This is a genomic window from Nostoc sp. (assembly GCF_036917775.1).
Classification (GTDB): domain Bacteria; phylum Cyanobacteriota; class Cyanobacteriia; order Cyanobacteriales; family Nostocaceae; genus Nostoc.
Window position 1 is genome coordinate 21,339 of the sequence record NZ_JBALEQ010000144.1, and the last position, 25,944, is coordinate 47,282.

Below are 25,944 nucleotides of genomic sequence, written 5' to 3' on the forward strand. Positions count from 1 at the left end.
CTTACTTTGCGTTCCTCTGCGTTTCAAAACACTAAAATTTTACGCAAAGCTGTACTTATTTTTTTTCCGATGTATAGCTTCCTGTCGCAACTTGATTGATATATTCATGAGTGCGAATTGGTGGATAGTTAGGAGTTGCGTTTGCCTTGACGCAATTTTCTAAGCAAGTAATTTCGGCATCGTAATCGGGAGACTCAAAATAGATAATCGAGTACCTGGGATTACTAGGGAATTTGGCAGGTAAAGGAACTCGATGTTTGGTGGCGGGAAACTTATCGTTTGTCCAGCGCTGCATTAAATCTGCAAGGATAACTAGCACTTTACCAGTGACGAAGGGGGCTGCAATCCATTCTCCAGCATCGTTGCAAACTTCTAGCCCAGCTGTCTCATCTTGAAATATTAAGGTGATACTGCCGTAATCTGTATGTTCAGCAAATCGCGTCTCGCCGGGGGAGGGGGGTTGTTGTAAAGATGGATAGTGATTTATGGAGGTGTTAAAGTTGCGTTCAATATGAAAATCGGTGAAGTAGGACTCTGGTAGTTTTAAGGCGATCGCCAGCGCCTGTAAAATACTAAAAGACGCATCACGACAATTTGTAAAAAATTCCAATAGCACTTGGCGAAACTCTGTTTGGTTTTCAGGCCATTGATTCGGTTCACCAAACTGCTGAGGAGTTACACCCGCTTCTACTGAGGCAACGTCTAAACCAAAATTGAATGCTTCCAGCAATACCCTCTCTTTACCACGCACAACATAGCCTCGACTTGTCCCAGGAACCAGGCGTACTTGGTTTTTTTCCTCCTGTGGTAATGCGAAAAAAGTCTGCGCTTGAGCAAAGACTTGCTCAACCAAGGTCTGAGGTACACAATTTTCGAGGTAAAAACAGCCAATTTCTTGAATAGCACACGAGATTTGATTGGCAACTGTTTCTTTAGCAGCAATATCACCAACCATAAATGGATGGAAATCAATAACGGGAATCGGTGTAGAAACAATTAATTGGGGTTCACGTTCTTTGATTGGGTTCATTGGTAAAAAACTCCTCTTTGTAATTTTGCGCGGTTTCCAGATCCCCGACTTCTTTAAGAAGTCGGGGATCTAATATTTTGTTAATTATTGATAGAATTACTTTTCAGTTCATAAATATTCCAAAATGTTCCTTGTAAAGCAGAGTGTTTTACGCCCTGAATGCGATTTCGCATAGACACCATTGATAAGGAATTTACTAGATAAATAAACGGCAAATATTCCTGACTCAATCTTTGAGTTTCTGCATAAATTTGTTTTCGTTGTGCTTCATTTGCGGCTGCACCTTGAATGTAGAAATCATCAATCTTTTGTTCCCAATCGGCTACCTGCTGACCACTAATCGATATTTGTCCGGCTTGGGGATGGCGGTTAAAAAAATGCCAGTTCCCTTTAGTAGACCAAATATTGATTGCTTCGTTGGGTTCTACTGTCATTGGGAAACCATCAATAATCTGACAATCCCAATCCAGACGATTTGCTAATTTGTCTACAACCAATCCCACTCCAATCAAATTCAAATCTACCTGAATTCCTATCTGGCTCAAATCGTCTTGAATTAAAGGAGCCATGTTTTGCAACACCTTATTACCAACATTAGCAGTGAGCGTAAATCTGACTCGATTCCCATCTACATCGAATAACTCACCTTGATTGTTGTATTGAAAACCTACTTTGAGAAGTAATGCTTTTGCCTTCTCTTGGTTATAGTTGTAGACTGGTAAACCAGCTTGCTGAGAAAGATAGTAAGGACTTTGCACTGCGATGGGCGAATTTTGCAGCGCTCCTACTCCTGCAAATAGGTTGTTGACCATACGCGGGCGTTTGATGCTATAAGCAACGGCTTGGCGGAATGCTACTGTATTGAACCAGCGAGATTTAATTGGATCAACTAAAGGCTGACCATTTCTAAGCCCTGTATTCAAATTAAACATCATCGCTGTAGTTCCTGTTTGAGAACCACCGTTATAAATTGTAAACTTTCCTTGTTTTTCTTCTCGTTTCAATAATGAAAAATAGTTAGGATTTACGTCAATAAAATCAAGTCCTCCAGAACGAAATTGAATTAATGCTGTATCATTATTGCTAACCGTATTTAGAACAATGCGATCGATATAGGGTTGAGTATGATTTTGAGGATCTTTACGCCAGTAATAGGGATTTTTGCGAAAAGTTATTCGCTCACCTAAAATGTATGATTCTAATTTGTATGCACCGTTACTCACAATTTGATTGGGTGGAGTATCCGTTCCCCAGATTGAGAGAAATAGCGGTCTACCTGCGGAGTCTTTTGTAGTGATGCTGGAGCGCAGAATATGAGCAGGTAAAATTTCTAGTTTTGTTGTACGAAGAAAGGGAGCAAAAGGTTCTGGAAGTGTAAATTCAACACGCCAATTATCCAGTTTTTTTACTGTAGGAAAAGCGCGAGTTTTGCCTATTTGTAAAAAATCTTTGGCATAAGAAGGAATGGCAGTATTTGTGTAAATATCTTTATAAGTAAACACCACATCATCAGCAGTTAGTGGTTTACCATCTGACCATTTCAGTCCTTTCCTCAGTGTAAAAATAATGCGCTTTTGGTCTTCAGAAGTTTGCCACGATCGCGCTAATGCTGGTTTAATTTCTCCTCGACCATTTTCACGAATCAGTCCTTCATAGAGGAAAGTTAAAATACCTACTCCCTGCTCCATCAACTGAGGGTTAAAGGTGTTGGGTTCGGCAGAACTACTAAGAATGATTTGAGATCCAGCTACTGCTTTGGAGATCAAGTTAGTTTGGACGCAACTAACTAGGACAAACACCAGGATAAATCCTAATAGAACTGGCGATGCCTGCGGCGGGCTATGCCAACGTCGACGGCGGATAGCAGTAAGTGTGATCAATCTTCGCATAGCTGTACTCTCGGAAACTTCTTTTACCTACCCTACATGGCGCTGTATCCCCCATCCACCATCAAAACTGCCCCCGTCACATAAGAAGCTGCTTCAGACGCGAGAAATATCACTGGGCCGATGAGTTCCTCTGGTTTTCCGCGTCGTTTCATGGGAATCACAGTACTTAGATGTTGCTGATCATCTTGTGGCGATCGCCGAAATGTCTCTGTACCTTCCATAATGTTGTCGATATAGCCAGGAGCAAAAGCATTAACTCGAATCTGGTGATTTGCCCATTCCAGTGCTAGCGATCGCACGAGTAAATTTACCCCTCCTTTCGATGCTGTATAAGCCGCCGAACCACTGATTCCCACTACACCACCAATGGAAGAGTTCATGATAATTGAGCCGCCTGTCCCTTGTTCAATCATTTGTTTTGCGGCTAGTTGAGCGCAGTTGAAGTATCCCTTCAAATTGACGTTGATGATGTTATCCCACTCCAACTCCTCTAAGTCAGCCGCCGATTTGATGATGTCAATGCCGGCATTACATACCATAATGTCAAGCCTGTGATAGTGCGCCACGGTTTGCTCAATTAGGTGTAAACAATCTTGGCGATTTCTGACATCGGTGGGAATTGCGATCGCTTCGCCTCCAGCCTCCTGAATTATTTGTGCGGTTTTTTCCGCTTCGGTTGCTTTAATATCAGCAACTACAACCTTTGTGCCTACAGCTGCTAATCCTTGAGCTATGGATTTGCCGATACCTCTTGCAGATCCGGTGATAATGGCGACTTTTCCTGTTAGGTCAAAAAGGGAAGGTTTCACGGTTTTTTGTGGGAGTGGTATTTTAAAATGGAATAATACGAACCACAGAGACGCAGAGGGCGCTGAGGGAAGAGATTGAGAGAGGATTAATTATCAATATTCTGTTGGGTTATGTAGTTCTCATTTTCTCTGCGTTCTCTGTGCCTCTGCGGTTCGTTTTATTAAATTTTGGATAGTTTCTGCCTGTTGGACAATGGTAGATTTTTCAAATAGGGAAACTAAATGTAGCTCTATTTGCCAAGCTTTCTGTAATTTGTATGTAAGTTGTAGAACTAGTGCAGAATGTCCTCCAAGGTCAAAGAAGTTATCTTGTGTACTGATGTGTTCTAACCCTAAAACTTCTTTCCAAATAGCTAATATGGTTTCTTCAATAGAGTTACTGGGTTCAGTAAATTCATTCTGAAAGTTATTCGCTATTGGTAATTTGTTATTTTGAATTGGTAAACTTTCACCTTCATTTAAAAAGGGAAGTTCTCTAAGACGTTGGTCAGGATTAATAACTATGTATTCAAGTAAGTTTTGAAAGACTGTTACCATTCTGGCGATAGTAGCAGGTGTAAACAAATCGGTTCTGTAGACTAAAGCGCCTTCAATTCCCTCTGCTGTTTCTTGGAGTGTGAGATTTAAATCAAATTCGGCTGTATCTTTGGTATCTGTGGCAATAAATTCCTCCTTTAAAGTCAAATTTGCCAGTTTTAAATCATCTTCTGGGGTGTTTTGGAAAACAAACATCACCTGTGCTAGTAGTGTGTAACTGGAGTCTCTGACTGGTTGCACTTGTTCTACTAGTTTGATGAAGGGCATTTCTTGATGTGCATACACTCCTAAAGACACTTCTCGCACTCGCCGCAATAGTTCGCGGAAGCTGGGATTACCTTCTAAGTTGGTGCAAAATGGCAGTAAATGGACAAAGAAACCAATCAGTCCTTCTGTTTCAGGACGGGTACGATTGGCAACTGTTGTACTCACAATGATGTCTGGTTGTCCTGTATAGCAGAAAAGTAATGTTTTGAGTGCTGCTAACAGGGTCATAAATAAGGTTACGCCTTCCTGCTGACTCAAGGTTTTAAGTGCTTTGGTTAAGTCTGAAGAAATCACCAAAGGTTGACGCGCACCTGTGAAGGTTCGCACGGCTGGGCGTGGATAATCGGTTGGTAGTTTTAAGACTGGAGGATTAACACCTAGATGTTGTTTCCAGAATTGCATCTGTGATTCTAAGGTTTTTCCCTGCAATAATTGTCTTTGCCAATGTGCAAAGTCTGCATATTGAATGGGTAACTTGGTCAGGGGAGAGGGTTTACCTTGAGAAAAAGCTTCGTAAAGGCTTGTCATTTCTTGGGTTAACACACTAAAAGACCAACCATCAGCAACAATATGGTGTGTAGTGACAACAAGCAAATGCTCGGTTTCACTCAAACGCCAAAGCTTACTCCGCAATAACGGCCCCCACGCCAAATCGAAAGGCTGCTTAATCTCTTTCTCCGCTTGTCGTTTTGCTTCCGATATATTTTGTACGTCTATGACAACAAAATCAAATACAGGTTCGGGGGAAATTACATAAACAACTTGTCCGTTTTCCACCTTAAAGGTAGTTCGCAAGGTTTCGTGTCGTCGCACAATTTCCCTTAAACTCTCCTCTAACGCTTTCACATCCAGCGAACCTGTGACGCGATAAATCAGGGGCAAGTTGTATACAGGATTACCAGGATAGAATTGCTCGAAAAACCAAAACTCTAGCTGAGTTAAGGAGATTGGCTGTGTTGCATTTGGCGATCGCAAGGGTACAATTTCCGGCAAAGTTTCTTGTTGTGAAGCCGTTTCGACGGTTTTCGCTAAAGTTGCGATCGCTGGAGATTCAAATAAACTTCGCAGAGATAATTCGATCTTAAATGCTTTACGTGTCAGAGAAATAACTTGAGTAGCAAGTAAAGAATGTCCTCCCAAATTAAAGAAGTTGTCGTAAATTCCAACTTGTTCTAACCCCAAAACATCCCTCCAAATACCCGCCAAAATTTCTTCGGTGGGAGTCCGGGGTGCAACAAAAGTTTGAGCTAATTCTGGTCTGCTAGTCGTCGGTTCGCTCAAAGCGCGACGGTTAACTTTACCATTGGGGGTCAAGGGAAAGGACTCCATCTGCACAAAAGCTGATGGAATCATGTAATCTGGCAACTGGTCTTGAATAAAATTACGCAACTCTTCGATGGTGAGAGTCTGTCCTTGAATTGGTACAAAGTAAGCGACTAAATATTTTTCCCTAGCACTTTGCCCAAACACCTTAGCCACTGCTTGCTTGATTTGGGGATGTTTACTCAAAACCGCTTCAACTTCGCCAAGTTCAACCCGAAAACCCCGAACTTTTACTAAATCGTCTATGCGTCCCAAAAATTCAATGTTGCCATCTGGTAAATATTTAGCTAAATCCCCAGTTTTGTATAGTCTTCTTTGGGAGTGGGGAGTAGGGAGTGGGGAGTAGGAGGAAAAACCTTCTGGCTTCGCAAACGGATTTGGAACAAATTTTTGGTTTGTCAAATCTGGGCGGTTGAGGTAGCCACGAGCCAAACCATCACCGCTAACGTAGAGTTCCCCAGGAACGCCAATCAGTACGGGTTGGAGATTGCGGTCTAATAGATAAACTTGCACGTTGACCGCAGGCTTACCAATTGGTGGATAAATAGGCCATTTATCAGGCTCTTGGCTAAAGGTATAAGCTGTAACTAAATCTGCTTCTGTGGGTCCGTATAAATTATAGAGTCTACAATTCTCTAAACGCTGAAACAGCTTAATCATTGGTTGAGTAATCTGGAGTTGTTCACCACAGGCGATCGCTTCTCTAATGTTCTTAAATAAATGTTCTTCGTCTCCGTATATTTCTGCTAATTGTTGCCATAAGGTGACGGGAAGGAAGACTTTGGCGATTGGTTCTTTAGCAAGTAATTGAATTAATTTATCTAAATCCTTGCGATCGCTTTCAGGAATCATATACAGTGTGCCACCCAAACCCCATGCCGCAAACATTTCGTGATAGCTGACATCAAAACTAAGGGAGGCAAACTGAAGAACACCCACACCTGTAGCCATCTTTGCTTGATGGTGTTCTATTAAATTGGTTAGCGATCGATGGGGTACAAGCGTACCTTTAGGAGTTCCTGTAGACCCAGAAGTATAAATTACATACGCTAAATTATCTGCTTCTGTATCTGTCTGAAGATTAATATCAGATTCTTTGTCTATCTCTTCCCATGCCTCATCTAATAAAATTAGATGGTGGTGGAAATCTTGCTCAAGCAAGGACTTTAAACTAGCTTGAGTTAAGACAACGGTTGCGCCAGTATCTGCCAACATGAATGCTAACCGATCTGGGGGATAGGTAGGGTCAAGGGGAACGCAAGCACCCCCAGCTTTGAGGGTTGCTAATATGGCAATTGCCGCTTCTAGAGAACGTTCCAGACAAATCCCCACAGGTGCATCTGGTTTAATACCCAAACGTTGCAGATGATAAGCTAGTTGATTGGCACGTTGGTTTAACTCTTGGTAGGTCAATTGTTGATTTTCATACACCACCGCCACAGATTCGGGTGTTTTTTCAACTTGCTGCTCAAATAATTGATGGATGCAATCATTGATAGGGTTCGCGGCTTGGGTGGCGTTCCATTCGACTAACAGTAAATTTTGCTCTGCTGGTGTGAGTAGCGGTAATTCGCCAGCACTACGATGAGAATTAGTAACAATCCCCTGCAACAGCGTGAGCAAATGACCAATCATGCGGTCAATGGTATCTGCGTCAAAGCGATCGCGATCGTAGTTGATTTTGATTACCAGTTCATCACTAGGAATTGCCACCACCGTTAAGGAATAATTCGTTTCTCCAAGGGCTTGGCGATCGGCTATTTTTAAATTCCCTGGAAGTGCTTGCAAGGTTAAGTTGACAGGATAGTTCTCAAACACCACAATGCTTTCAAACAAAGGTTGATTCCGAGGAATCTCACTCACGCCTTGAATATCTACCAGTGAGGTGTAGGAATACTGCTCCCGTTCTATATGTTCTTGTTGCAATTGCACTAACCAAGGCAATAAATCAGCTGTTTCAGGAATTTTTACCCGTACAGGTAGGGTATTAATAAACAACCCCACCATCGACTCTACACCAGATAAATTATGAGGACGACCGGACACTGTAGCCCCAAACACCACATCAGACTCACCACTGTAACGACTCAGTAATAATGCCCAAGCTGCCTGTATCAAGGTAGAAAGGGTGAGATGATGTTGTTGGGCAAAAGATTTTAAAGTAGCAGTTGCCTCGGCTGATAGATGTTGGTGTCGAATATAACTGGTTTGCTGGTGAGCAATCTGCCCTACAGCTTGTTCCACAACCAAAGGGGTAGAAGCAGTAAAACCCTCAAGAGTTCGCCGCCAAAATTCCTCTGCACTAGATAAGTCTTGCTGCTGTAACCAATTAATGTAGTCTCGGTAAGAACGAGTTGGGGCTAAATATAATGGTTGATTATTGGTGATGGACTCGTAAAAAGCAAAGATTTCTTTAAAGAGAATCGGCCAACTCCAACCATCAAGCAATATATGATGAAAGCTCCAGACAAAATGATAGGTTTCGTTTGCTAACCGAAATAAAACAAAGCGCATCAATGGTGCTTTGTCAAGTTCAAAACTTTGCTCTTTATCTATATTTAAGAAAGAAGTAATTTGTTTTTGTTGTTCCTCAGTTGAGAACAAATGCAAGTCCCTGTTAATCCAAGTTAAATTAACCTGTTTACGCACTACTTGGACTGGCTGTTTGCGGTTCTTCCAAACAAAAAGACTCCGTAAAGCTGCGTGTCTCTGTACCACTTGCTGCCAAGCTTGCTCAAACGCGCTCTTATTTAAATCGCCGTGAATAGTGAAGCGAAACTGCTCAAAGTATATTCTTGATTCTGGCTGATAGAGAGTATGAAATAGCATCCCCTGCTGCATTGGCGAAAGGGGATATATGGCTTCAATATCTTTAGTTTTATTTTGATTTTGTATAGCTACCATTGTTTTATTTTATATATTAAGTATTTTTTTTGAACTAACCACAAAAATGCAAATCTATAAAAATCTATATGAATTATGCGAAAAATCTTTGAACCTTTTCTTAACTTCGTGTCCTTTGCGTCCTTCGCGGTTCGTTTTCTTAAAAAGCTCCCGTAGACAACCCGCCATCTACTGCAATAGTTACACCTGTTATATAACTAGCGCATTCCGAACTTAAAAAAGCAACTAAATTAGCAACTTCACTAGAAAGACCACGACGACCTATAGGAATTGTCTTATCTATTCCTTCTATAATCGCCTCAATATTTCGGTCTTCCTTTTGGGCGAATACTTCTAAATATTCTCTATGCCTTGGAGTATCAATCAGACCAGGATTGACACAGGTAACTAAAACATTCGACTTAGCAACTTCTGTGGCAACAGTTTTAGTAAAGTTGATTAATGCAGCATTACACACTCCCGATTTAACAAGACGACTAGAAGGTTCTTTTCCTGATGTGCCAACAATATTGATAATGCGCCCCCATTGCTGATTTTTCATCGTCGGTAGCACCAGATTTGTCATCCGAATATAGCCCATTAACTTGCCTTCAAAAACAGTTGACCAATCTTCATCAGATAGATTTTCTACTGCTTCATTAGAAAATGTAGCTCCCTGAGAATTATTGACCAAGATATCAATTTTGCCAAATTGGTTGAGAGCTTCTTGTACTAATTTTTGAGAATCACTTGCCTTTTGAACATCAGCAAGAATGGGGATAACTTTTGCTTGGGAACTAACTAAACCTTGATAAGCTTGTTCTAAGCGCTCAGAATTTCTCCCACAAATTATTAACTGACAACCTTCTGCTGCCAGCTTTTGGGCAACGCTATAACCGATACCAGCACTTGCTCCTGTCACTAAAGCTACTTTCTGTGTTAATCCTAAATCCATGATGAATATTCCTTTAAGAAGCAGTTAGCGATCGCGCAGTTATTTCACTTAAAGAAACTTCTTTGTAAGATAAACGAGAACTAGGTTGAATCAAAATTTTAATCAAAGATACTGCTTCATTAGAAGAATTATATCCTCCACAAAACACATTAACTGGAGCATAATAAATACTACCATATTCTAGTCTTTGCTGTTCGTCTTCTACAGACATCATCAACTGTCCATTCAGGATTATTCCCATTTGTTCGCTAGCAGATTGTTGCATTGGGATAATTCCTCCTGGGGGAATTTCAGTAATCACAATCTCAAACCAAGAAGCAACAATAGATTGACATGGTAAACCAGTAATTTCATCTTTTTTAGGCGATGCCTTGAGAAACACTTCGTCTGCTTTTTCTGATGGTAAGGAATTTACGATCCGTTTTACATCGAATACTATTGCTGTTTCTGGAAAAATATTTACAGAACCGTGAGGAACATAAGCATTGGCAATGTAAGCTTGTTGTAGCGGTTCAATAATTTCTTTGGTTCCGTTGACGTTCATTTCTAAACGACCAGAAATGATCATTCCCATCTGACTTTCTAGATGTTCATGCAGGGCAAAATTAGCTCCAGGAGCAAGATACACTAGTTGAACAAGTGTATCTTGACATTCATAAGCTATTAATTCTACATCTGAACCAATTTTTGTAATTTTGGGAGTTGGGAAAAATTTAGACATGACTTTCTGCTAATTTTTTATAAAAAATTGACCAACTCATAGGGATTTTTCCATAGGTGGAAATAAACTCTAAATCATAAGCGTCAACAGCATTTTTATTAGTAATAGCTAGAGTAGCTAAACCCTTTTGTACTTGAATTGCCGCATCGCTAGTAGAAGGAGACAAATCAACCTGAATTTCTGATTGGTCTTGAGAGTCTGGTAAAAGTCTTGACAACAAAGGTAAAGGTGCCGGATGGGTAACAAGTCTAGCTCCTTTAAAAACTACCTCTGTATTTTTTTTCTTAGCTAATCCATAAACTGGAGTAGGATAGATAAAAATGAAGCCTAAATCAAAACTTGGCTCCATATAAAACTCATTAATCATTTGATAAGCATGAGGAACTAGAGCTAGATCAATCTTGTCTTGCAGCAAAGCTTCTTTAACATCTGGAAAACCATCAAATAACTGAATTTCTCCAGTTAATTCCTCTGACTCTAATTGTTTAATTATATAGCTAGAAGCATAGTCACTACTAGTACCACTAGGCCCTAATGTACCGATAATCAAACTTTTTGTAGGAGGAATAGGAGGTCGAAATTCAATCGAAAACTTTAGCATCGTTTTAATCAAGGTCGTATAGTAGAAAAAATCAAGTTAAAATTACTAATTTTTAAACATTTTCTGCGCCAAATATAAATTTTCGATCTATATATTGAGACTTACTCTGACTCAAAATCAATGCAGTTAGTACCAAAGCCGTACCAATCAAACCGCGTACTCCAAACTTCTCACCGAGTAGCCAAAAGGAAAAAACGGACGTGAGTACCGGATCGAGGGTACACAGTAGCGCTGCCTCGGAAGCTGAAATCCATTGCTGACCTATTGTTTCTAACCAGGTAGTACCAGCAGTCCCTACCAGACCGAGGTAAAGGACAATTCCATAGTTATTGCTCAGAGTCTCAAATTGCCCGACGCTTAAATCCGGCACTGCCCAGATGGTACTTAACACTGCTACAATCCACAGTTGGATAGCAGTCAAGGATAGGGTTGAGTGGCGTTGTGCCGTTTCTTGAAGTACCAGCATATAAACACCGTAAATGAAGGTGTCGCCAAACAACAACAAGTCACCCATACCTAGAGAGCCATTTTCCCAGCACATAATGCCGATACCTGTGAGGGCAACTCCGGCGGCGAGTACAGTTTTAAGTAGCAAAGGCTGACCGAATAACGCCCCCAGCAGGGGTACGATGATCACATTGAGGCTGAAAATGAATCCTCCTCGGTTGGCATTGGCAGTTTCCAGCCCGATCGCTTGGAAGGCGAAGCAGGCGAAAAGTAGAAGTCCTAAAACTATGCCATCACGTAATATTTGAACGTTTAAAGAGCGTAAGTACGCGGTAAATATTGCAGCTGCAATAGTAAAACGGCTGGCGGTGAGTACGGCTGGTGAAAAGCTAGTAACTGCATCTTTGGTCAGTGGGAAGGTTGTCGCCCATATTAGACTGACGATCGCGATCGCAATTATGCCCCGAATGTGGAGGGCGTTTTGCGTGGGTTGAATGCAGTCATCTAGTTCCATGTTATATATGCTACTCATTTCATTTAGACACGTTGCAATGCCCCAGAACTTCTGAGTTCTGCTAAAGTGGCATTGCCAGTACAAAATAAAGCTGTTTCGAGTTCAGCAATCAGAACTTCGACCAACTCATCAACGGCGGCTTCCGATTTGACGGCTGCTTCTAAAAAAGGTCGGGCTAAACCTGCTAAATCGGCTCCTAAAGCGATCGCTTTGGCTATATCCAATCCGTTAATTAACCCGCCGGAAGCAATCAAGGGAATTGTCGGCGCGTTTGCTCTGATGGAATTGATGCACTCGGCAGTTGGTAAACCCCAATCAGCAAAAGTTTGTCCCAAACGGCGCTGCTTGTTGTCTTTGGCGCGTTGGCTTTCTACTTTTGCCCATGAAGTTCCACCTGCACCGGCGACATCAATAGCTGAAACTCCTGCATCAACTAACTTTTGTGCCATCGCCGCAGAAATTCCATTTCCCACTTCTTTAACAACAACTGGAACAGGTAGTTGCTGACAAAGTTGGGCAATTTTACTCAATAGCCCCCGGAAATTTGTATCTCCCCGTGATTGCACACATTCTTGCAGGGGGTTGAGATGCAAAATTAGTGCATCCGCTTCCAAGGAATCTACAAGGCGCAAGCAATCATCCAGCCCACATCCATAATTTAGTTGCACAGCTCCCAAGTTCGCTAACAAGAGAATGTCAGGAGCAAAGGAACGCACGGCAAAAGTAGAAGCTAAATGAGGCTGTTCAATCACAATTCGTTGCGAACCAACTCCCATTGCTAATTGGTAGCGTTGAGCAACAGTTGCTAAACGAGTGTTGACTAGCTGCGCTAATTCGGTTCCTCCTGTCATGGAAGAAATCAGTAGGGGAGCGCCGAGATTTTTGCCCAGGAAGGTTGTTTGCAGATTAATGTCACTGCGGTTAATTTCAGGAAGACAATCATGAGTAAAGCGATAGCACTCAAATCCACTAGTTACGTGCTGAAACTGGACATCTTCTTCTAAACAGACACGTAGGTGGTCAGCTTTGCGAGTCTCAATTTCAGTTACAGCATTGACTGATGGGACAGTGGTAGTCATAATGGTTTTCGTTGACGACGGGTTATTGGTAGTTTGGTGTAAATAGCCTCCTGAAACTTAGCAACATCAAATTCGGCAATACTAAATACTCCGATTTTTTCAAACAGCCGCGAGGAAACGCTGTCTTGACAGATGTAGTTAACGCGAATGTCCTCATGTAACGATTCCACAAGTAGTTGGATGTTCGCTAGTCGCGCATCTTCAATGGCTTTACTGTGAGGATCATTTGGGTCAAGAACATGACCATAACTGCGAACATGAAAACGGCACTCTCTTGGCCCGGCGGGAACTAAGGAAAATGTTTGGACGTGTTCGGGAAATACGCTCAAAGAAAAAGGCATTGGGATTTCTTCTTGCGCCGACATCGAGCAGAAGGCTGAATAACACAGCGTTTCAGGTAGAGAATCGTTTTTAGCAGCAAAATCTTGTAATTCCTGCTCATGCTCCCAAGAATGTCGAGCGATCGCTTTGGCACAATCATAATATTGTCGCTCGATTGGAGTTAAGCTGGGTGAAGCCGGATCGCGCATCGGAATAATCATGCCGTTAATGCCTTCACAATCACTCGACACTCCAAACCGACGAGTTAAACCTTTGTGCATCATGGGAAAATGGTAATCTTCTAAAAAGTTTTCCCACAACAGTTTGTAATCCACCTCCACATTAATGTCATAGCGACCAACTCCACCAATGGGTTGCATATTTTCCAATTGGTAGGGTTCTAATAACCCAGGTAAATACCAACTATCGGCTAATCTTGAGCCTTCCCAACTAAAGCGAATGAAAATAAATCCATAAAAAATATCAATATCGATGGGTTCTAAACCGTAATTGGGTAAACCAAATTTTGGATAGCTTGCCCGTTGTGTGACATCCTGAAGTTTGCCAGCGAACAATTCACCGCTTGCAGTGCGGATGACGTATGCTCTTTCACCAACAATATCTAGCCAAGTGAAGTTACCCGGTTGTGGAACTTCGTTGATATGGCAAACAAATTGCCAAGTTGGTTTAATTAAATGCTCAACTTCCAGCGCAAACAATGCTGCATCGCCATAAATCCAGATTGGCAATGCTTGCCTTCTTTCAGATGATTCGGGATATTCTATGTCATCAGCATCAATTTTGGAATACTCAATAGACTTTCCAATGATTTGCTGTTGATCGTCATTGCTGTAAACTCGTTGCAGCACTTCATCCAGTTCTGGGGTTGACCCATCACTATCAACAGTCAGGATAACGTGTTTTAGTTCCGCCATCAATGACTCTAATATTAATTGGTGGCGATCGCTTCTTCCTTCTGAGGTAATCTCTACAATTAGCTGTTTTATATTCTCTTCTAAATAACCAACTCTCAACCAGAGGCGGATTTGTTCTGGAAGTGTAGCGCTTTCTCCATCTGCATAGCCTGGACTCACAGAATTAAGCAGATTTATAATTTCTACTCCGATATTTTGATGGCTTTCAAGTTGTGATTCTTGCTTGAGATGACTATTTTCTGAAAGCTTGGCAAAAATCCTCTGATTTTCATCAATTTTGACCTCAAACTCCTGCAAACTGTAGTTTGTCAAATCAAAATCAGCACCAAACTCTCCTCTATTTGCCCCTGGTGCATTCTTGCAATGACCATCTATACCATAAGCCCATCCATGATAAGGACAAAGAGCCGATTTATCTACATTTACACAACCGTGACCTTCAAAAACCGGTGCTTGCCGATGAGTGCAGACATTAAGGAAAACGCGAATCCTTCCGTCTGCTTGGCGTACAGCCACTAACGGTTCCTGAAAAACCTGAACAGTAATAAAATCTCCAGACTTGGGAATTTCTGCCGCGCGACAAATAAAATACCAGTTTTTCTCTAGTTCTGATGGTTCAACAAAGATTGAACGAATAATTTTAGCAGCAAAATAATTATAAACAGTTTTAATATTGACTTCTGACTGATTTTGTTTGTTATATTCAGCAACTCCATTTACTAAATATTTATAAATATTTTCAATGGTAGGATTGCCTTTTGCTGATAATAAATTGGTGATAAAACTAGTCCATGCTACCTCATTGTTCTTAGCAAAATTAGTCCCCATAGCAACAAGGGAATATTGTTGTTGTCCAACTTCAATAAAAAGTTTACACAGTTCCTTTTCTTTCACTAAAGTCATTTCCTTTTTTCCTCCTCAATCATCATATTCGGGAGTAATTGTTATGGAATTGTGGCAGCATTAGGGAATTGGTGTACCCTAACTCTTCTAATTTAGCCAAAATTTTATTTGCGCTTTGGGAAATACTTTCTTGATTAGTTTTGCATTCAACATCAGGTTCAAGAGGTATTTCATATAAATCATCAATTCCAGTGAAATTTTTAATTTCGCCAGCCCTAGCTTTTTTATATAAACCTTTGACATCTCGCTGTTCGCAAACTTCTAATGGGGCATTAACGTATACTTCAATAAAATCTCCAATCCGTTCTTTGATTTCTTCACGAATCGCTCGATATGGCGAGATTACTGAAACCAGTACAATCACATTATTTCTAGTTAACAGGTGAGCTACAAAACCAATTCGCCGAATATTTTCGTTACGATCCTCCTTGCTGAAAGTTAACCCCTTACTTAAGTTTTGGCGAACTACATCGCCGTCAAGTACCTCAATTTTATATCCGGTGCGTCGCAGTTCTGTTTCCAAAAATTGGCAGATGGTGGTTTTGCCAGCACCACTCAAACCAGTTAGCCATATTGTTACACCACGCTGTTTCTCCACCATCCTACCCTTACCCTTTTACTAAACTGCTGGTCTAAAAAAGTGAGTTTTGCGAGTTTTAATTTTACCTTTTTCAAAAGAATATACATCAGCAAAAAGCTCATCTATTTGGCTACTGTCCTTGCTAATACCAACAAATCTACCCCAACAAGCTCCATAACTGCCATCAATTGTAATATGCTCAATGTGGTGTTTACCTGATGCAATTACTCTTTCCATTTGATAAAACTGAAGTATACGCTCAATCCCAACAAAAGGACTGTAACCTGGACGTTCATAGATGATATTACTATGAAAAATCTCCGCTAGACTTTCCCAACCAGAAGAATCAACGGCACAAAATAGGTCAACGACTAATTTACTATAGGTTGTGAGGACTTGCGAATTGCTATTTTGATACATAATTTGACTCCTTTTAGCATTTAGTTTCGCTTTATCAAGAAGCTGCTAATAACTAACAGTGTAGATAATATTCACAATTAGCAATTCCCTATTAGTCATTAGCAATACTTAATATTAGTCTTCAATAATCGGTTCAGGGATTACTGGTACTGGATGGTCGAGACGATAGGCATTCCAAGGTTTGAGGAAAGAATCTCGCTTCATGCCAGAAAATCGCCCTAACTGTTTATGAAATAGACTTTCATAAAAGTCTAACTCTTTCTTTAAGAAATAAGGCGCTTTTTCTCCATAAACTTTCACAAACATTCTGTAGGTATTATAATGTTTAGCTGCTACATCATCTGAATAAAACATCAGATCATCTTCAATGTCATTTAAAACTTCTAAAGGCCACATCAGTCTTAATTCTTCATTTAGCTCATCTTCTAGATAATTTAAACCTAACATTTTGAGCAAAGTACAATGTAAAACTCGATAGTCAGAAGAACGTAATTCTGCCGCCTTTTTAATCATTCCATGAGTAACATGAGAGCTAGCTAATAGCTGAGTTTCTAATTCAAAATATTCTCCCAACTTTTCCATATACAATTCAACCTGACAATGCTTGAGATTATGCTCTTCTAAAACAGCTAAGATCATTTCTTGCTTGGAGTGCCAAGGAGAATATTGGAGCTTTCCATATCCTTCACTTTGAATTTTTTCAACTTCATCATCAGTTTGATAAACCAGAGCTTCAATAAAGCCTAAAACTGGATAAAACCGAAAAAAGTCATTCATTGAGAGGTTATAAATGGGAAAATAATAAAGTACAAATTCTCTCAATACTCTGCTAGACCGACGCATACTTTGATATGAAATACAGGAAATCTTGGAAGCAAGTTTATTAACTAAAACTCCTGAATCACGCGCAGTTGTGAGTGTAGCTTTCGAGATTGTCATAAATAATGAATATGGTTGGTGTGGAAAAATTCAAACAATCGACAAAGTGAGGGCACGTCTTCTCTTGATAGAGATGATTTGTCAATAACTTCATTCAATTTCTGCTAGCAGTTCGTCCAACGCTTCTTGGCTTAAACCAATTTCTGGGAAATCTGAAGGGGTATAACCTCCTGCTTCTGGGGATAAGCAGTGGTCAATAATAGCTTCTAAGACTTTCACATAGTTGTTAGCCAAATTTTCTACAGTAGTCTGGTAATGGAAAGCTTCGCTATATTTCCACTCCATCTGCAATCTACCTTCAATGACTAATCCATTCACATTCAACAAATGGCGGCGCTGTCCTTTGGAACTGTGAATAGAACCGCTAGACTCTTGGGCATATTTCCAACCAAGGGGTGCTAGGTGCGTTTGGTCGAATTGACCCAAATAGTTGAAGCTCACTTGAGCTTGAGGGAACAGTTCAAGTTGCTTGTTTATGGTTGTATCCATGGTCAGATACCGCAGGATGCTATAGCCAATACCTCGGTTGGGAATGCCTCGCAGTTGCTCTTTGACTGACTTGAGAGCCTCTCCAGGATGGTGAAGACTTCCAAGTTTTAAGCAAACGGGGAATAAACTGGTAAACCAGCCTACTGTGCGGGACAAATCTATATCCTCAAATAAGTCCTCCCGTCCGTGACCTTCTAATTCAATCAGTAGAAAGTCATAGCCTGTCCATCCAGCAAAACTTTGCACTAATGCAGTCAATAGCACATCGTTAATCTGGGTGTTATAAGCTCCAGGGACATCCTGCAACAGGGTGCGAGTCTGTTCTCTGCTTAGTGATACAGAAACAACGCGACTTGAGCTGACAGTGTTTGCTGAGGCAACAGCAGGGTAATCTAACGGTAAAGGAACTGGGAATGACCTTGAGTGCAGCCAGTAATCTAGCTCTCGGTGCAGTTCTTGAGTACCTGCATAATCCTGCAATCGGATAGCCCAATCTTTGAAGGAAGTTGTTTTTGCAGGGAGTTCGATGTTGTTCCCACTATCTAACTGTTTGTATGCCCCAGCTAAATCTTCTAGCAAAATCCGCCAGGAAATCCCATCTACAGCCAAGTGATGGATGACGATGAGCAACCGTCTAGGGGAAGATTTGCCTAAGTTAAATAGTACAACCCGCAGCAACGGCCCATCTGCTAAATTTAGCGATCGCTGTATTTCATCTGCCTTTAACTCAATTGCCTTTGATTGTTCTGCTTGAGTCAGGTTGGATAAATCAGCGATGGCTAAAGATACTGCATTGCACACATCACTGTTGTATTGTTGCCATCGCGCTGCTTGCTGCACAAACCGCAGCCGTAAAGCATCGTGATGGTACACCAGCTTTTGTAATGCCTGTTCTAGTAATTCCGGTTGGATATTGGGCGGAACTTCTAGCAGAAAAGATTGGTTAAAGTGATGGGGTTCGGGTAAGTTTCGCTCAAAGAACCAATGCTGAATCGGTGTTAAGGGAACAATGCCCTTAACTAAGCCCTGTTCTGCCTCCTTAGAGGTAGTTGTCACAGCTACAGCAGCTAATTCAGCAATAGTTTGGTGCTGAAATAGCTGTTTTGGAGTTAGTTTTAATCCAGCAAGATTTGCTTTGGCGATAATTTGGATTCCAATAATGGAATCGCCGCCCAATTCAAAAAAGTTGTCGTGAATACAAACTTGTTTTAATAGTAAAACATCTTGCCAAATTTTTACCAAGATTTTTTCAACGTCGGTGCGGGGAGAGACAAAGCTAGTTTTGTCATTAAACTCGAACTCTGGTACTGGTAAAGCACGGCGGTCTACCTTGCCATTGGGTGTAATCGGAAAAGCTTCTAGAACTGTGAAGGATGCAGGAATCATATAGTCGGGAAGCTTTTCTTTAAGGAACGATCGCAACTCGCTACTAATTGGCTGTTTTCCTTCGGAGATCAAGTATGCTGCCAAATTTTTAATTCCTGGCTTATCTTCCCTAGCAATGACAACAGCATCCCGTACTTGGGGGTGTTGAGTTAAAATCACCTCAATTTCTGCAAGCTCAATTCGGAAACCACGGATTTTAACTTGGTTATCAATGCGACTAAAGAATTCAATATTCCCATCAGGTAAGTAACGAACTAAATCTCCTGTTTTATACAGGCGATCGGCATTCGGATGCCCAAAAGGATTGGGAATAAATCTTTGTTGATTCAGTTCAGGACGATTCCAGTAGCCCCTGGCTAAACCAGCACCACCAACACACATTTCGCCCCAAACCCCGATGGGTACAGCTTGGAGATTGGAGTCTAATATATAGACTTGTGTATTACCAATGACACGACCGATGGGAATTGATTTATCAATTCGACTTTCAGCCAATACAGTAAAGCAAGTGGTAAATACAGTATTTTCCGTAGGGCCGTAGCCGTTGATAAATTGACAATTGGGGAGTTCTCGCAGGACTTTTTGGACGTGAGCTACAGATAATACATCACCTCCACTCATCAATTGATGCACAGGTTGTAAATCGTGCAATCTTTCATCCACCATCAGATGGAATAAACTGGCTGTCAGCCAGAGAATACTCACCTGATAGCGCTGGATGATTTCACCCAACTCTTCTAAGGATGGCTTCTGGCTAGGCATCAGGATGAGCTTGGCTCCATTCAGGAGACAGGGCCAAATTTCTAGTGTTGAGGCATCGAAGGAAAGGGGACCAAGTTGCAAAAATACTTCTTGTGGTGTTAATGATGCAAAGTTTGTTCCCTTAGCTAACCGAACGACATTTCTGTGGATAATGCAGACACCCTTGGGTATACCTGTCGAACCAGAGGTATACATGATGTGAGTTAGGTTGTCTGGTTTCACATCTGTCTTGAGGTTCTGTTGGCTGTATTGGTTGAAAATTTCCCAATTTGTGTCTAAACAAACGACCTTAGCTGAGTTTGGGGGTAGTAATCCTATCAACTGCTGTTGAATGAGCAGCACCGATACCCCTGTGTCTTGGAACATATAAGCCAAGCGTTCTTGGGGATAGGCTGGATCAAAGGGAACATAAGCACCACCTGCCTTGAGGATGGCGAGGATGCCGATAATCATTTCGAGCGATCGCTCAACGCAGATCCCCACTAGTACTTCTGTTCCAACTCCCAAGCTTTGTAGATAATGCGCTAATTGATTGGCGCGATCGTTCAATTCCCGATATGTCAGAGACTCATCCTCATACACAACAGCGATCGCATCTGGTGTTTGTTCTGCCTGTTCCTCAAATACTTGATGGATACATTTAGTATCGGGATATGGTATATGAGTATCATTCCATTCCACTAGCAATTGATGACGTTCACGCTCAGTTAGCAATGGCAATGTAGCTACTGATGTTTGAGGATTCGCCACAATTCCCGCTAATAATGTCTGGAAATGACCAGTCATGCGAGCGATTCTATCTTCATCAAATAAATCGGTGTTATATTGCCAGAACCCTTGTAAGCAGTTATCTTGTTCCCACATTTGTAATGTGAGGTCAAACTTGGCATTGACGTTATCTAGATGTAGAGGAGTAACAGCTAATTCAGGCGTTTCTAATTGCTCCATTGGAGCATTCTGCAATGCAAACATCACCTGAAATAGGGGACTGTGGCTCAGACTACGCTCTATTTGTAAAGCCTCGACAATCTGCTCAAAAGGTACGTCTTGATTGGCGTAGGCATCCATGCAAGTAGAACGTACTTGCGTTAGTAGTTTTGAGAAACTCGGATTATCTTCTAGGCGAGTTCGCATCACCAAGGTATTGACAAAAAAGCCAATTAACCCTTCTATTTCTTGATGGTTGCGGCTAGCGATCGGTGTTCCTAGCAAAATATCTTGCTGACCACTATAACGGAATAGTAGAGTCGCATAAGCCGCCATCAAGGTCATAAATAAGGTAGTTCCTGACTTGTGGCTGAGTTCTTTCAGCGATGCCGTCAGTTTTGCATCTAGCTGGAAGGAAAAACACCAACCTCGGAAAGTTTGTACAGAGGGACGAGGCCTATCCGTAGGTAGTTCCAAAAGAGGTGGTGTGTCTGCTAATTGTTGCTTCCAGTAATTGATTGAAGTTTGTAGTGCTTTTCCTTGCAACCATTGGCGTTGCCAAATCGTAAAATCTGCGTATTGAATCGGTAGTTGTGGGAGGGGAGAAGAATCGCCAACCAAGAAACCTTGATATAAACTCGACAATTCTTTGATGAATACTCCCATTGACCAGCCATCACCGATAATGTGGTGCATGGTCAATAACAAAGCATAAGACTCTGACTTGAGTTGTACTAAGGTGACTCGCAGCAACAGTCCTTTGGTGAGATCAAAGGGTTGCAATTGATCCTGAGTTGCCAAGCATTGCAACTGTTCTTGTCCTGACAAACCTTGCAAGTCTACAACCGAGAGTTTCATAGTTGCGTGGGGAGCAATTACTTGTACAGGCTTTCCCTCCACGGCACTAAAAGTAGTGCGTAAAACTTCGTGACGGCGGATAATCTCGTTGAGGCTGCGTTCTAAAACTTCTATATTTATACGCCCATTAAGACGAACAGCCTTAAACATATTGTAGAAAGGGTTGTCCGGCTCCAATTGCGCCAAAACCCATAGGCGTTGCTGGGCGAAAGAAACAGGGAAAGTCTGAGATTCTGTTTGATTTCCCCGACGAACTTTCGCAATAGCACGGTTATTTCTTTGATATCCCAAAGACTCTGCTACTCGCCAAGCTACATCACTTAAGAAGTCAGTGCTGTAATACTGCTTCCAACTATCTGCGGTGCTAGCATTAATACTCTGATGTTCATGGAATTTCACATCCCCCACCATTCTAGACTGGGCATAAATCCCATCGGTCATACGCTGCTTTTTCTCTTTGTATGGTTGCAGCATATCAGGATGGAACTCCACCCCTAAAAATTGGCATAAGCCCTCAACACTTATCTGCGGCTGGCTAACTATGTCTTCAAATTTGACTTGATACTGGCGTTCTTGGGGAACTTGTTGCAAAAATTCGAGAATATTTTGATGGCTAATTAGCCAAACGAGTTCAGCGAGTTCTCGTCTATTGAAGGGATGTTGATATGGAAATGTTTGCTCTACTCTGGCTTCTTCATAAGAACGCATCGTTGCATAAGGATGACGCACAAGGTGTATGTAGAGCGGGTTTTGGAAGTTTATTTCCGCTCGTTTAAGGGTCTCTAAATCTATGGAGTAGGAGGGGGTCTTGTCTACCAAGATTTTATCGCCCAGCCATTGCTGTATAAGTTGGTAGAACTGCTTTGTGGTGATATTTTTCGCTTCCAATTCTTCCATAAGTGCGATCGCCTCTTCTGGACTGCACCCACGGATTTGCATGATTGTCCGAATTGTCCCTTCCATCCAAAAGCTGTAACGTCCAGAAAACGCTGCTTTTCGCTCACCAAGTGTATTGAACGTCAGCAGTTCCAATTCTGGAGGCGCGAACAACTGCGGATTTCCCCCCAGGATGACGCGCAGTAAGGTAGAACCGCTACGATGAGGCGAGAGGATAAAGATAGCTGGTGGGTTTTTGATTGCGTCGTCATCTATTGGGGGAGCAATGGAGGGAATAAGCGATCGCATTTGCAAAACTTTAGCTTCATCAATACGCTCTTGTGGTAGTTCACTAATTGCAGTTGTTTCTTTACCCAGAAGTTTTGCTGCTGTTTGTGGATAGTGTTCTTCTATGTAACTTGCTAGGTTAGAAACTGTCTTAGTATCAAATAGGACAACAAAATGAATAATCTCATTTAGTTGTGCTTGCAATTTATTAATCAGAATCGCTCCTCGAATCGAGTCGCCACCTAGTTCAAAGAAGTTATCATCAATACCTACTTTGTCTAGTTTGAGGGCTTCTGCGAATAAATGTGCGATCGCCTCCTCTATAGGAGTGCGAGGAGCAACAAATTCTATATCTAACTGAGGACGTTGGCGCTGTTGTCGGGATGTAATCTCTTTGAGGATGAGTTCGGGGCTGTAGAGATTCCGAGCAATGCGCTCAAAGAAGTCTGCAAAGGAGGCTATTTTTACCGAGCTATCAGATTTTGGTTCTTGATTGGGATTTATATCTACGGTAAATCTATCTAATATAAGTACTTTGTCGGATTCGGACGAGGTTGCTTTTACAGCTTCTTTATCTACGGCATTTCTATCGGATATAAGTACTTTGCTTGATTCGGACGAGGTTGCTTTTCTTAGACTTCCATTAGCCTCTTTATCTACGGCATCTATATCGGATATGTGTAATAAATTGCTTTCGGATGCGGTTTGAGATGGAAACTTAAATAACCAACCGCCATCTTTCTCCTGCTGAAATTGTCTACCAATACTAACCAGAAAATCCCAAGCTGGTTGATTCTTCTTTGTAGGTCTATAGAAAAGCTCGACTCGTTCCAATCCTCTTTCTTGAGCAAGAGTTCCCAAATAGGCAAGCATTTTATGCTCCACACCCCGACCAAGTACCCGACAACTAAGCAAAAATGTATCTACAGATAGTGCATTTTGTTGAGATTCAAACAAGAGCAAACCGACTAAGCCATAATCTCCAAAGCGGTCTTTTACCTTGACTACCCGACACTCTAAACTTTCTAAATTACAAAGTTGTTGAATTTCAGCCTCAGACCGTCGGATTGTTGTGAGGTTAAACTGATTGGTGCGTTGGGTAAGTTGAGCAACCCGTGAAAGTTGCTCGTTTTGCATTGGCGAAATCTCAATTTCTAAGTTCAGTTGGGCGAGGAAATCGCTAAAGGAGAGAGAATCCTGTTGCAAACGCTGGCGCTGGACATTCTGTTGATAGAGATTAGTTCTCTGTTGGTCTTCTTGAGTGGTTTGGAGTTGGTCGAAAGCCCAAATATGCTCTAAAAATTGCGGGATGCGATCGGGTTGTTCTGGAAGTTGTAATGTCAGGACTTCTGGACAGTTTGCTCTAACTTCAGCACACTCAACTGGATTGTCATCTATGAAGATGAAGCTATCTAAACTCAGTTGTAGTTCGGTAGCTAAAGCTTTCAGATTCTCCGATTTTGATTCCCAGTTAATGCGCCAATTAACGAGATGATGGCGACCCATTACCATATCTGGATGTTGGTCAAAGACTGCAAATACATCCTCTTGTTCATTCTTGCTACACAAACAAATCAACTTTCCTGCTGCTTGCTGCGCGATGATAAATTCTTGGAGCGCTCTATAGGGTGGATTGATTTTGACTCCTGCAACTCCATCCTCTCCACAAATACCACTCCATAATGTTTGGTCACAATCAAGGGCAATCACCTTGTAAGGAGAGCTTTGCAAAGCAAAGATTTTCCGCGCCAGCATTGTCCCCAAGGCACAGAAAAAGGTCGGCGTGTAAGGAATATGCCCTAGTTCGTCACCGTAGGGGTCATAGTACTCTTTTACTGGGTAAGTACTGGTCAATTCTTGACTTTTGATCAGGTACATACCACTAACATCTTTGAGATCAGCTGCTAACAGTTCCTGCATTCTCTCATGTAAAATGTTAGTTGCTATATCAGTAGTTGGAGAGGAAGGACAGATACAAACTAAGTAGGGATTTAGCGATCGCGTTGTTGCAGTTTTCAAAGCGCTGCCAAAATCCTTAACGGTTTGCTCTAGTTGGGCTAAGTCTTTTCCAAATTGTTGTGATACTGGGTTGTGGTTCTGGTTGAGACGAGTAGCGTAAATATTAAAGAGTCCTGAACCGTGCAGCAGAGACTCTTCATCTACAACAAAATTAAAGCCTTTGTCTTCCAGCAAACGTATGACCTGTTTAAGCGTACTGCCTTCTTGGTCATGCACCTCCATGACTATCTGTTTAATCAGTGGCCAGTGATTGTCTTGAATACCTTGGAGAATTGCTAACTCGCTTTTTTCAGCATCTAGTTTCAGCAAATCAATCTTTTCAATCTTGTATTCTTCGATAATTTCTGAAAGAGTTCGCAGTTGAGCCTGATAAGTTTCTTGCTCTAGTCTATCCTTGAGAAATTCATCAGCTAGACGTTCTAACGACTCTTCATCTAGAGAATTATCGCGTTGCAGCATATTAATAATGACTGAGCGAATAGCTTTTTCATCTTGCTCTGTATCAGCTGCAAAACTTGAGAAAACTGAGGAGCGAGGGTAGAAAGTGAAGGTTTCTTCTCTGGACTCGCCACCTAATCCACAGTTAAAAAGATGGGTATTTTGACAGTAGAGCTTTGCATTAGTCTGTAACTTGTCAAAGGCGTGGGGCGCAGGCTCAAATGCGTAAATAGTCCCTTGGGGAGATTTTTGCTGGGCAAATAAGGTAAAGAGACCAATATTTGATCCGACATCGATTATACAGTCGTCTTCATTGAAAACAATTCCATGCTTTAAATAAACGCGATCGCCAAAAATTTCTTGATACAGATACTCGGTTTCATACTGGTTCAGGTGAGCTATTTCTAAATGATTTGGTAAGGTGTGGCGTAAGCGATCGCCAAAAATTTCTTCTTTTAGATAATTGTCAACTCTTAATTGCAGACGATTCTTAGTTCCTTCCCAATCCTCAAATCTAACCAGAACTACATTAACTCCATCTTGGTTATTAGCCAAAAGACTGGCTGGATTGAGCAGTTCTTGAAATACCTGATTGTAAGGAGAAAACTCTATTGAATAATTAATTTTTATCTCTTGAAACCAATATGATAAGAAATCCTCAACTAGTTCACTTGTAAACGTCGCTGTAATAACAATTTTCTGTTCAGCTATGTGCTTTAATAAATTTTGTTGAGCCATAGAGTTTATT

General features: G+C 41.4%; 14 protein-coding genes. All 14 read right to left on the minus strand.

Features of this window, described 5'->3' with window-relative positions; genetic code table 11:
• Positions 1 to 55 precede the first annotated feature (55 nt).
• The 14 genes from V7K69_RS28890 to V7K69_RS28955 all read right to left on the minus strand — a co-directional run bounded on the left by V7K69_RS28890 (position 56) and on the right by V7K69_RS28955 (position 25,934).
• Positions 56 to 1,030, minus strand: a complete 975-nt coding sequence (locus tag V7K69_RS28890) for an isopenicillin N synthase family dioxygenase (RefSeq protein ID WP_335040894.1) — start codon at positions 1,028 to 1,030, stop codon at positions 56 to 58.
• A gap of 80 nt (positions 1,031 to 1,110) precedes the next feature.
• Complete coding sequence (locus V7K69_RS28895; RefSeq protein ID WP_335040896.1) at positions 1,111 to 2,919, minus strand: ABC transporter substrate-binding protein; 1,809 nt, start codon at positions 2,917 to 2,919, stop codon at positions 1,111 to 1,113.
• A gap of 32 nt (positions 2,920 to 2,951) precedes the next feature.
• Positions 2,952 to 3,728: an SDR family NAD(P)-dependent oxidoreductase gene (locus V7K69_RS28900; protein ID WP_335040898.1), complete on the minus strand. Its 777-nt coding sequence runs from the start codon at positions 3,726 to 3,728 to the stop codon at positions 2,952 to 2,954.
• 120 nt (positions 3,729 to 3,848) lie between these two features.
• On the minus strand, positions 3,849 to 8,759 hold the full coding sequence (locus V7K69_RS28905; RefSeq protein ID WP_335040900.1) for an amino acid adenylation domain-containing protein: 4,911 nt from the start codon (positions 8,757 to 8,759) through the stop codon (positions 3,849 to 3,851).
• Between the two features lie 139 nt (positions 8,760 to 8,898).
• Positions 8,899 to 9,693 (minus strand): SDR family oxidoreductase, encoded by a 795-nt coding sequence (locus V7K69_RS28910; protein ID WP_335040902.1) that lies wholly within the window; start codon positions 9,691 to 9,693, stop codon positions 8,899 to 8,901.
• A gap of 13 nt (positions 9,694 to 9,706) precedes the next feature.
• Positions 9,707 to 10,414 carry a cupin domain-containing protein gene (locus V7K69_RS28915; protein ID WP_335040904.1) on the minus strand — a complete coding sequence of 236 codons (708 nt, stop codon included), beginning with the start codon at positions 10,412 to 10,414 and terminating at the stop codon, positions 9,707 to 9,709.
• The gene (locus V7K69_RS28920) at positions 10,407 to 11,015 is read right to left on the minus strand and encodes a LysR family transcriptional regulator (RefSeq protein ID WP_193945672.1); all 609 of its coding nucleotides are present in this window, start codon (positions 11,013 to 11,015) and stop codon (positions 10,407 to 10,409) included. Before V7K69_RS28920 ends, V7K69_RS28915 begins: the two co-directional genes overlap by 8 nt.
• Positions 11,016 to 11,067: 52 nt before the next feature.
• Positions 11,068 to 11,994: a DMT family transporter gene (locus tag V7K69_RS28925; protein ID WP_335040909.1), complete on the minus strand. Its 927-nt coding sequence runs from the start codon at positions 11,992 to 11,994 to the stop codon at positions 11,068 to 11,070.
• 5 nt (positions 11,995 to 11,999) lie between these two features.
• Positions 12,000 to 13,055, minus strand: coding sequence for a type 2 isopentenyl-diphosphate Delta-isomerase (fni, locus tag V7K69_RS28930; protein ID WP_335040911.1), 1,056 nt, complete (start codon positions 13,053 to 13,055; stop codon positions 12,000 to 12,002).
• Positions 13,052 to 15,214, minus strand: coding sequence for a Rieske 2Fe-2S domain-containing protein (locus V7K69_RS28935; RefSeq protein WP_335040913.1), 2,163 nt, complete (start codon positions 15,212 to 15,214; stop codon positions 13,052 to 13,054). Before V7K69_RS28935 ends, fni begins: the two co-directional genes overlap by 4 nt.
• A gap of 22 nt (positions 15,215 to 15,236) precedes the next feature.
• Positions 15,237 to 15,815, minus strand: a complete 579-nt coding sequence (cysC, locus tag V7K69_RS28940; RefSeq protein WP_335040916.1) for an adenylyl-sulfate kinase — start codon at positions 15,813 to 15,815, stop codon at positions 15,237 to 15,239.
• An 18-nt stretch (positions 15,816 to 15,833) separates the two neighbouring features.
• The gene (locus tag V7K69_RS28945) at positions 15,834 to 16,214 is read right to left on the minus strand and encodes a nuclear transport factor 2 family protein (RefSeq protein WP_335040919.1); all 381 of its coding nucleotides are present in this window, start codon (positions 16,212 to 16,214) and stop codon (positions 15,834 to 15,836) included.
• A gap of 114 nt (positions 16,215 to 16,328) precedes the next feature.
• Positions 16,329 to 17,153 carry a hypothetical protein gene (locus V7K69_RS28950; protein ID WP_335040921.1) on the minus strand — a complete coding sequence of 275 codons (825 nt, stop codon included), beginning with the start codon at positions 17,151 to 17,153 and terminating at the stop codon, positions 16,329 to 16,331.
• 90 nt (positions 17,154 to 17,243) lie between these two features.
• Positions 17,244 to 25,934, minus strand: coding sequence for an amino acid adenylation domain-containing protein (locus V7K69_RS28955; protein WP_335040923.1), 8,691 nt, complete (start codon positions 25,932 to 25,934; stop codon positions 17,244 to 17,246).
• Positions 25,935 to 25,944 lie beyond the last annotated feature (10 nt).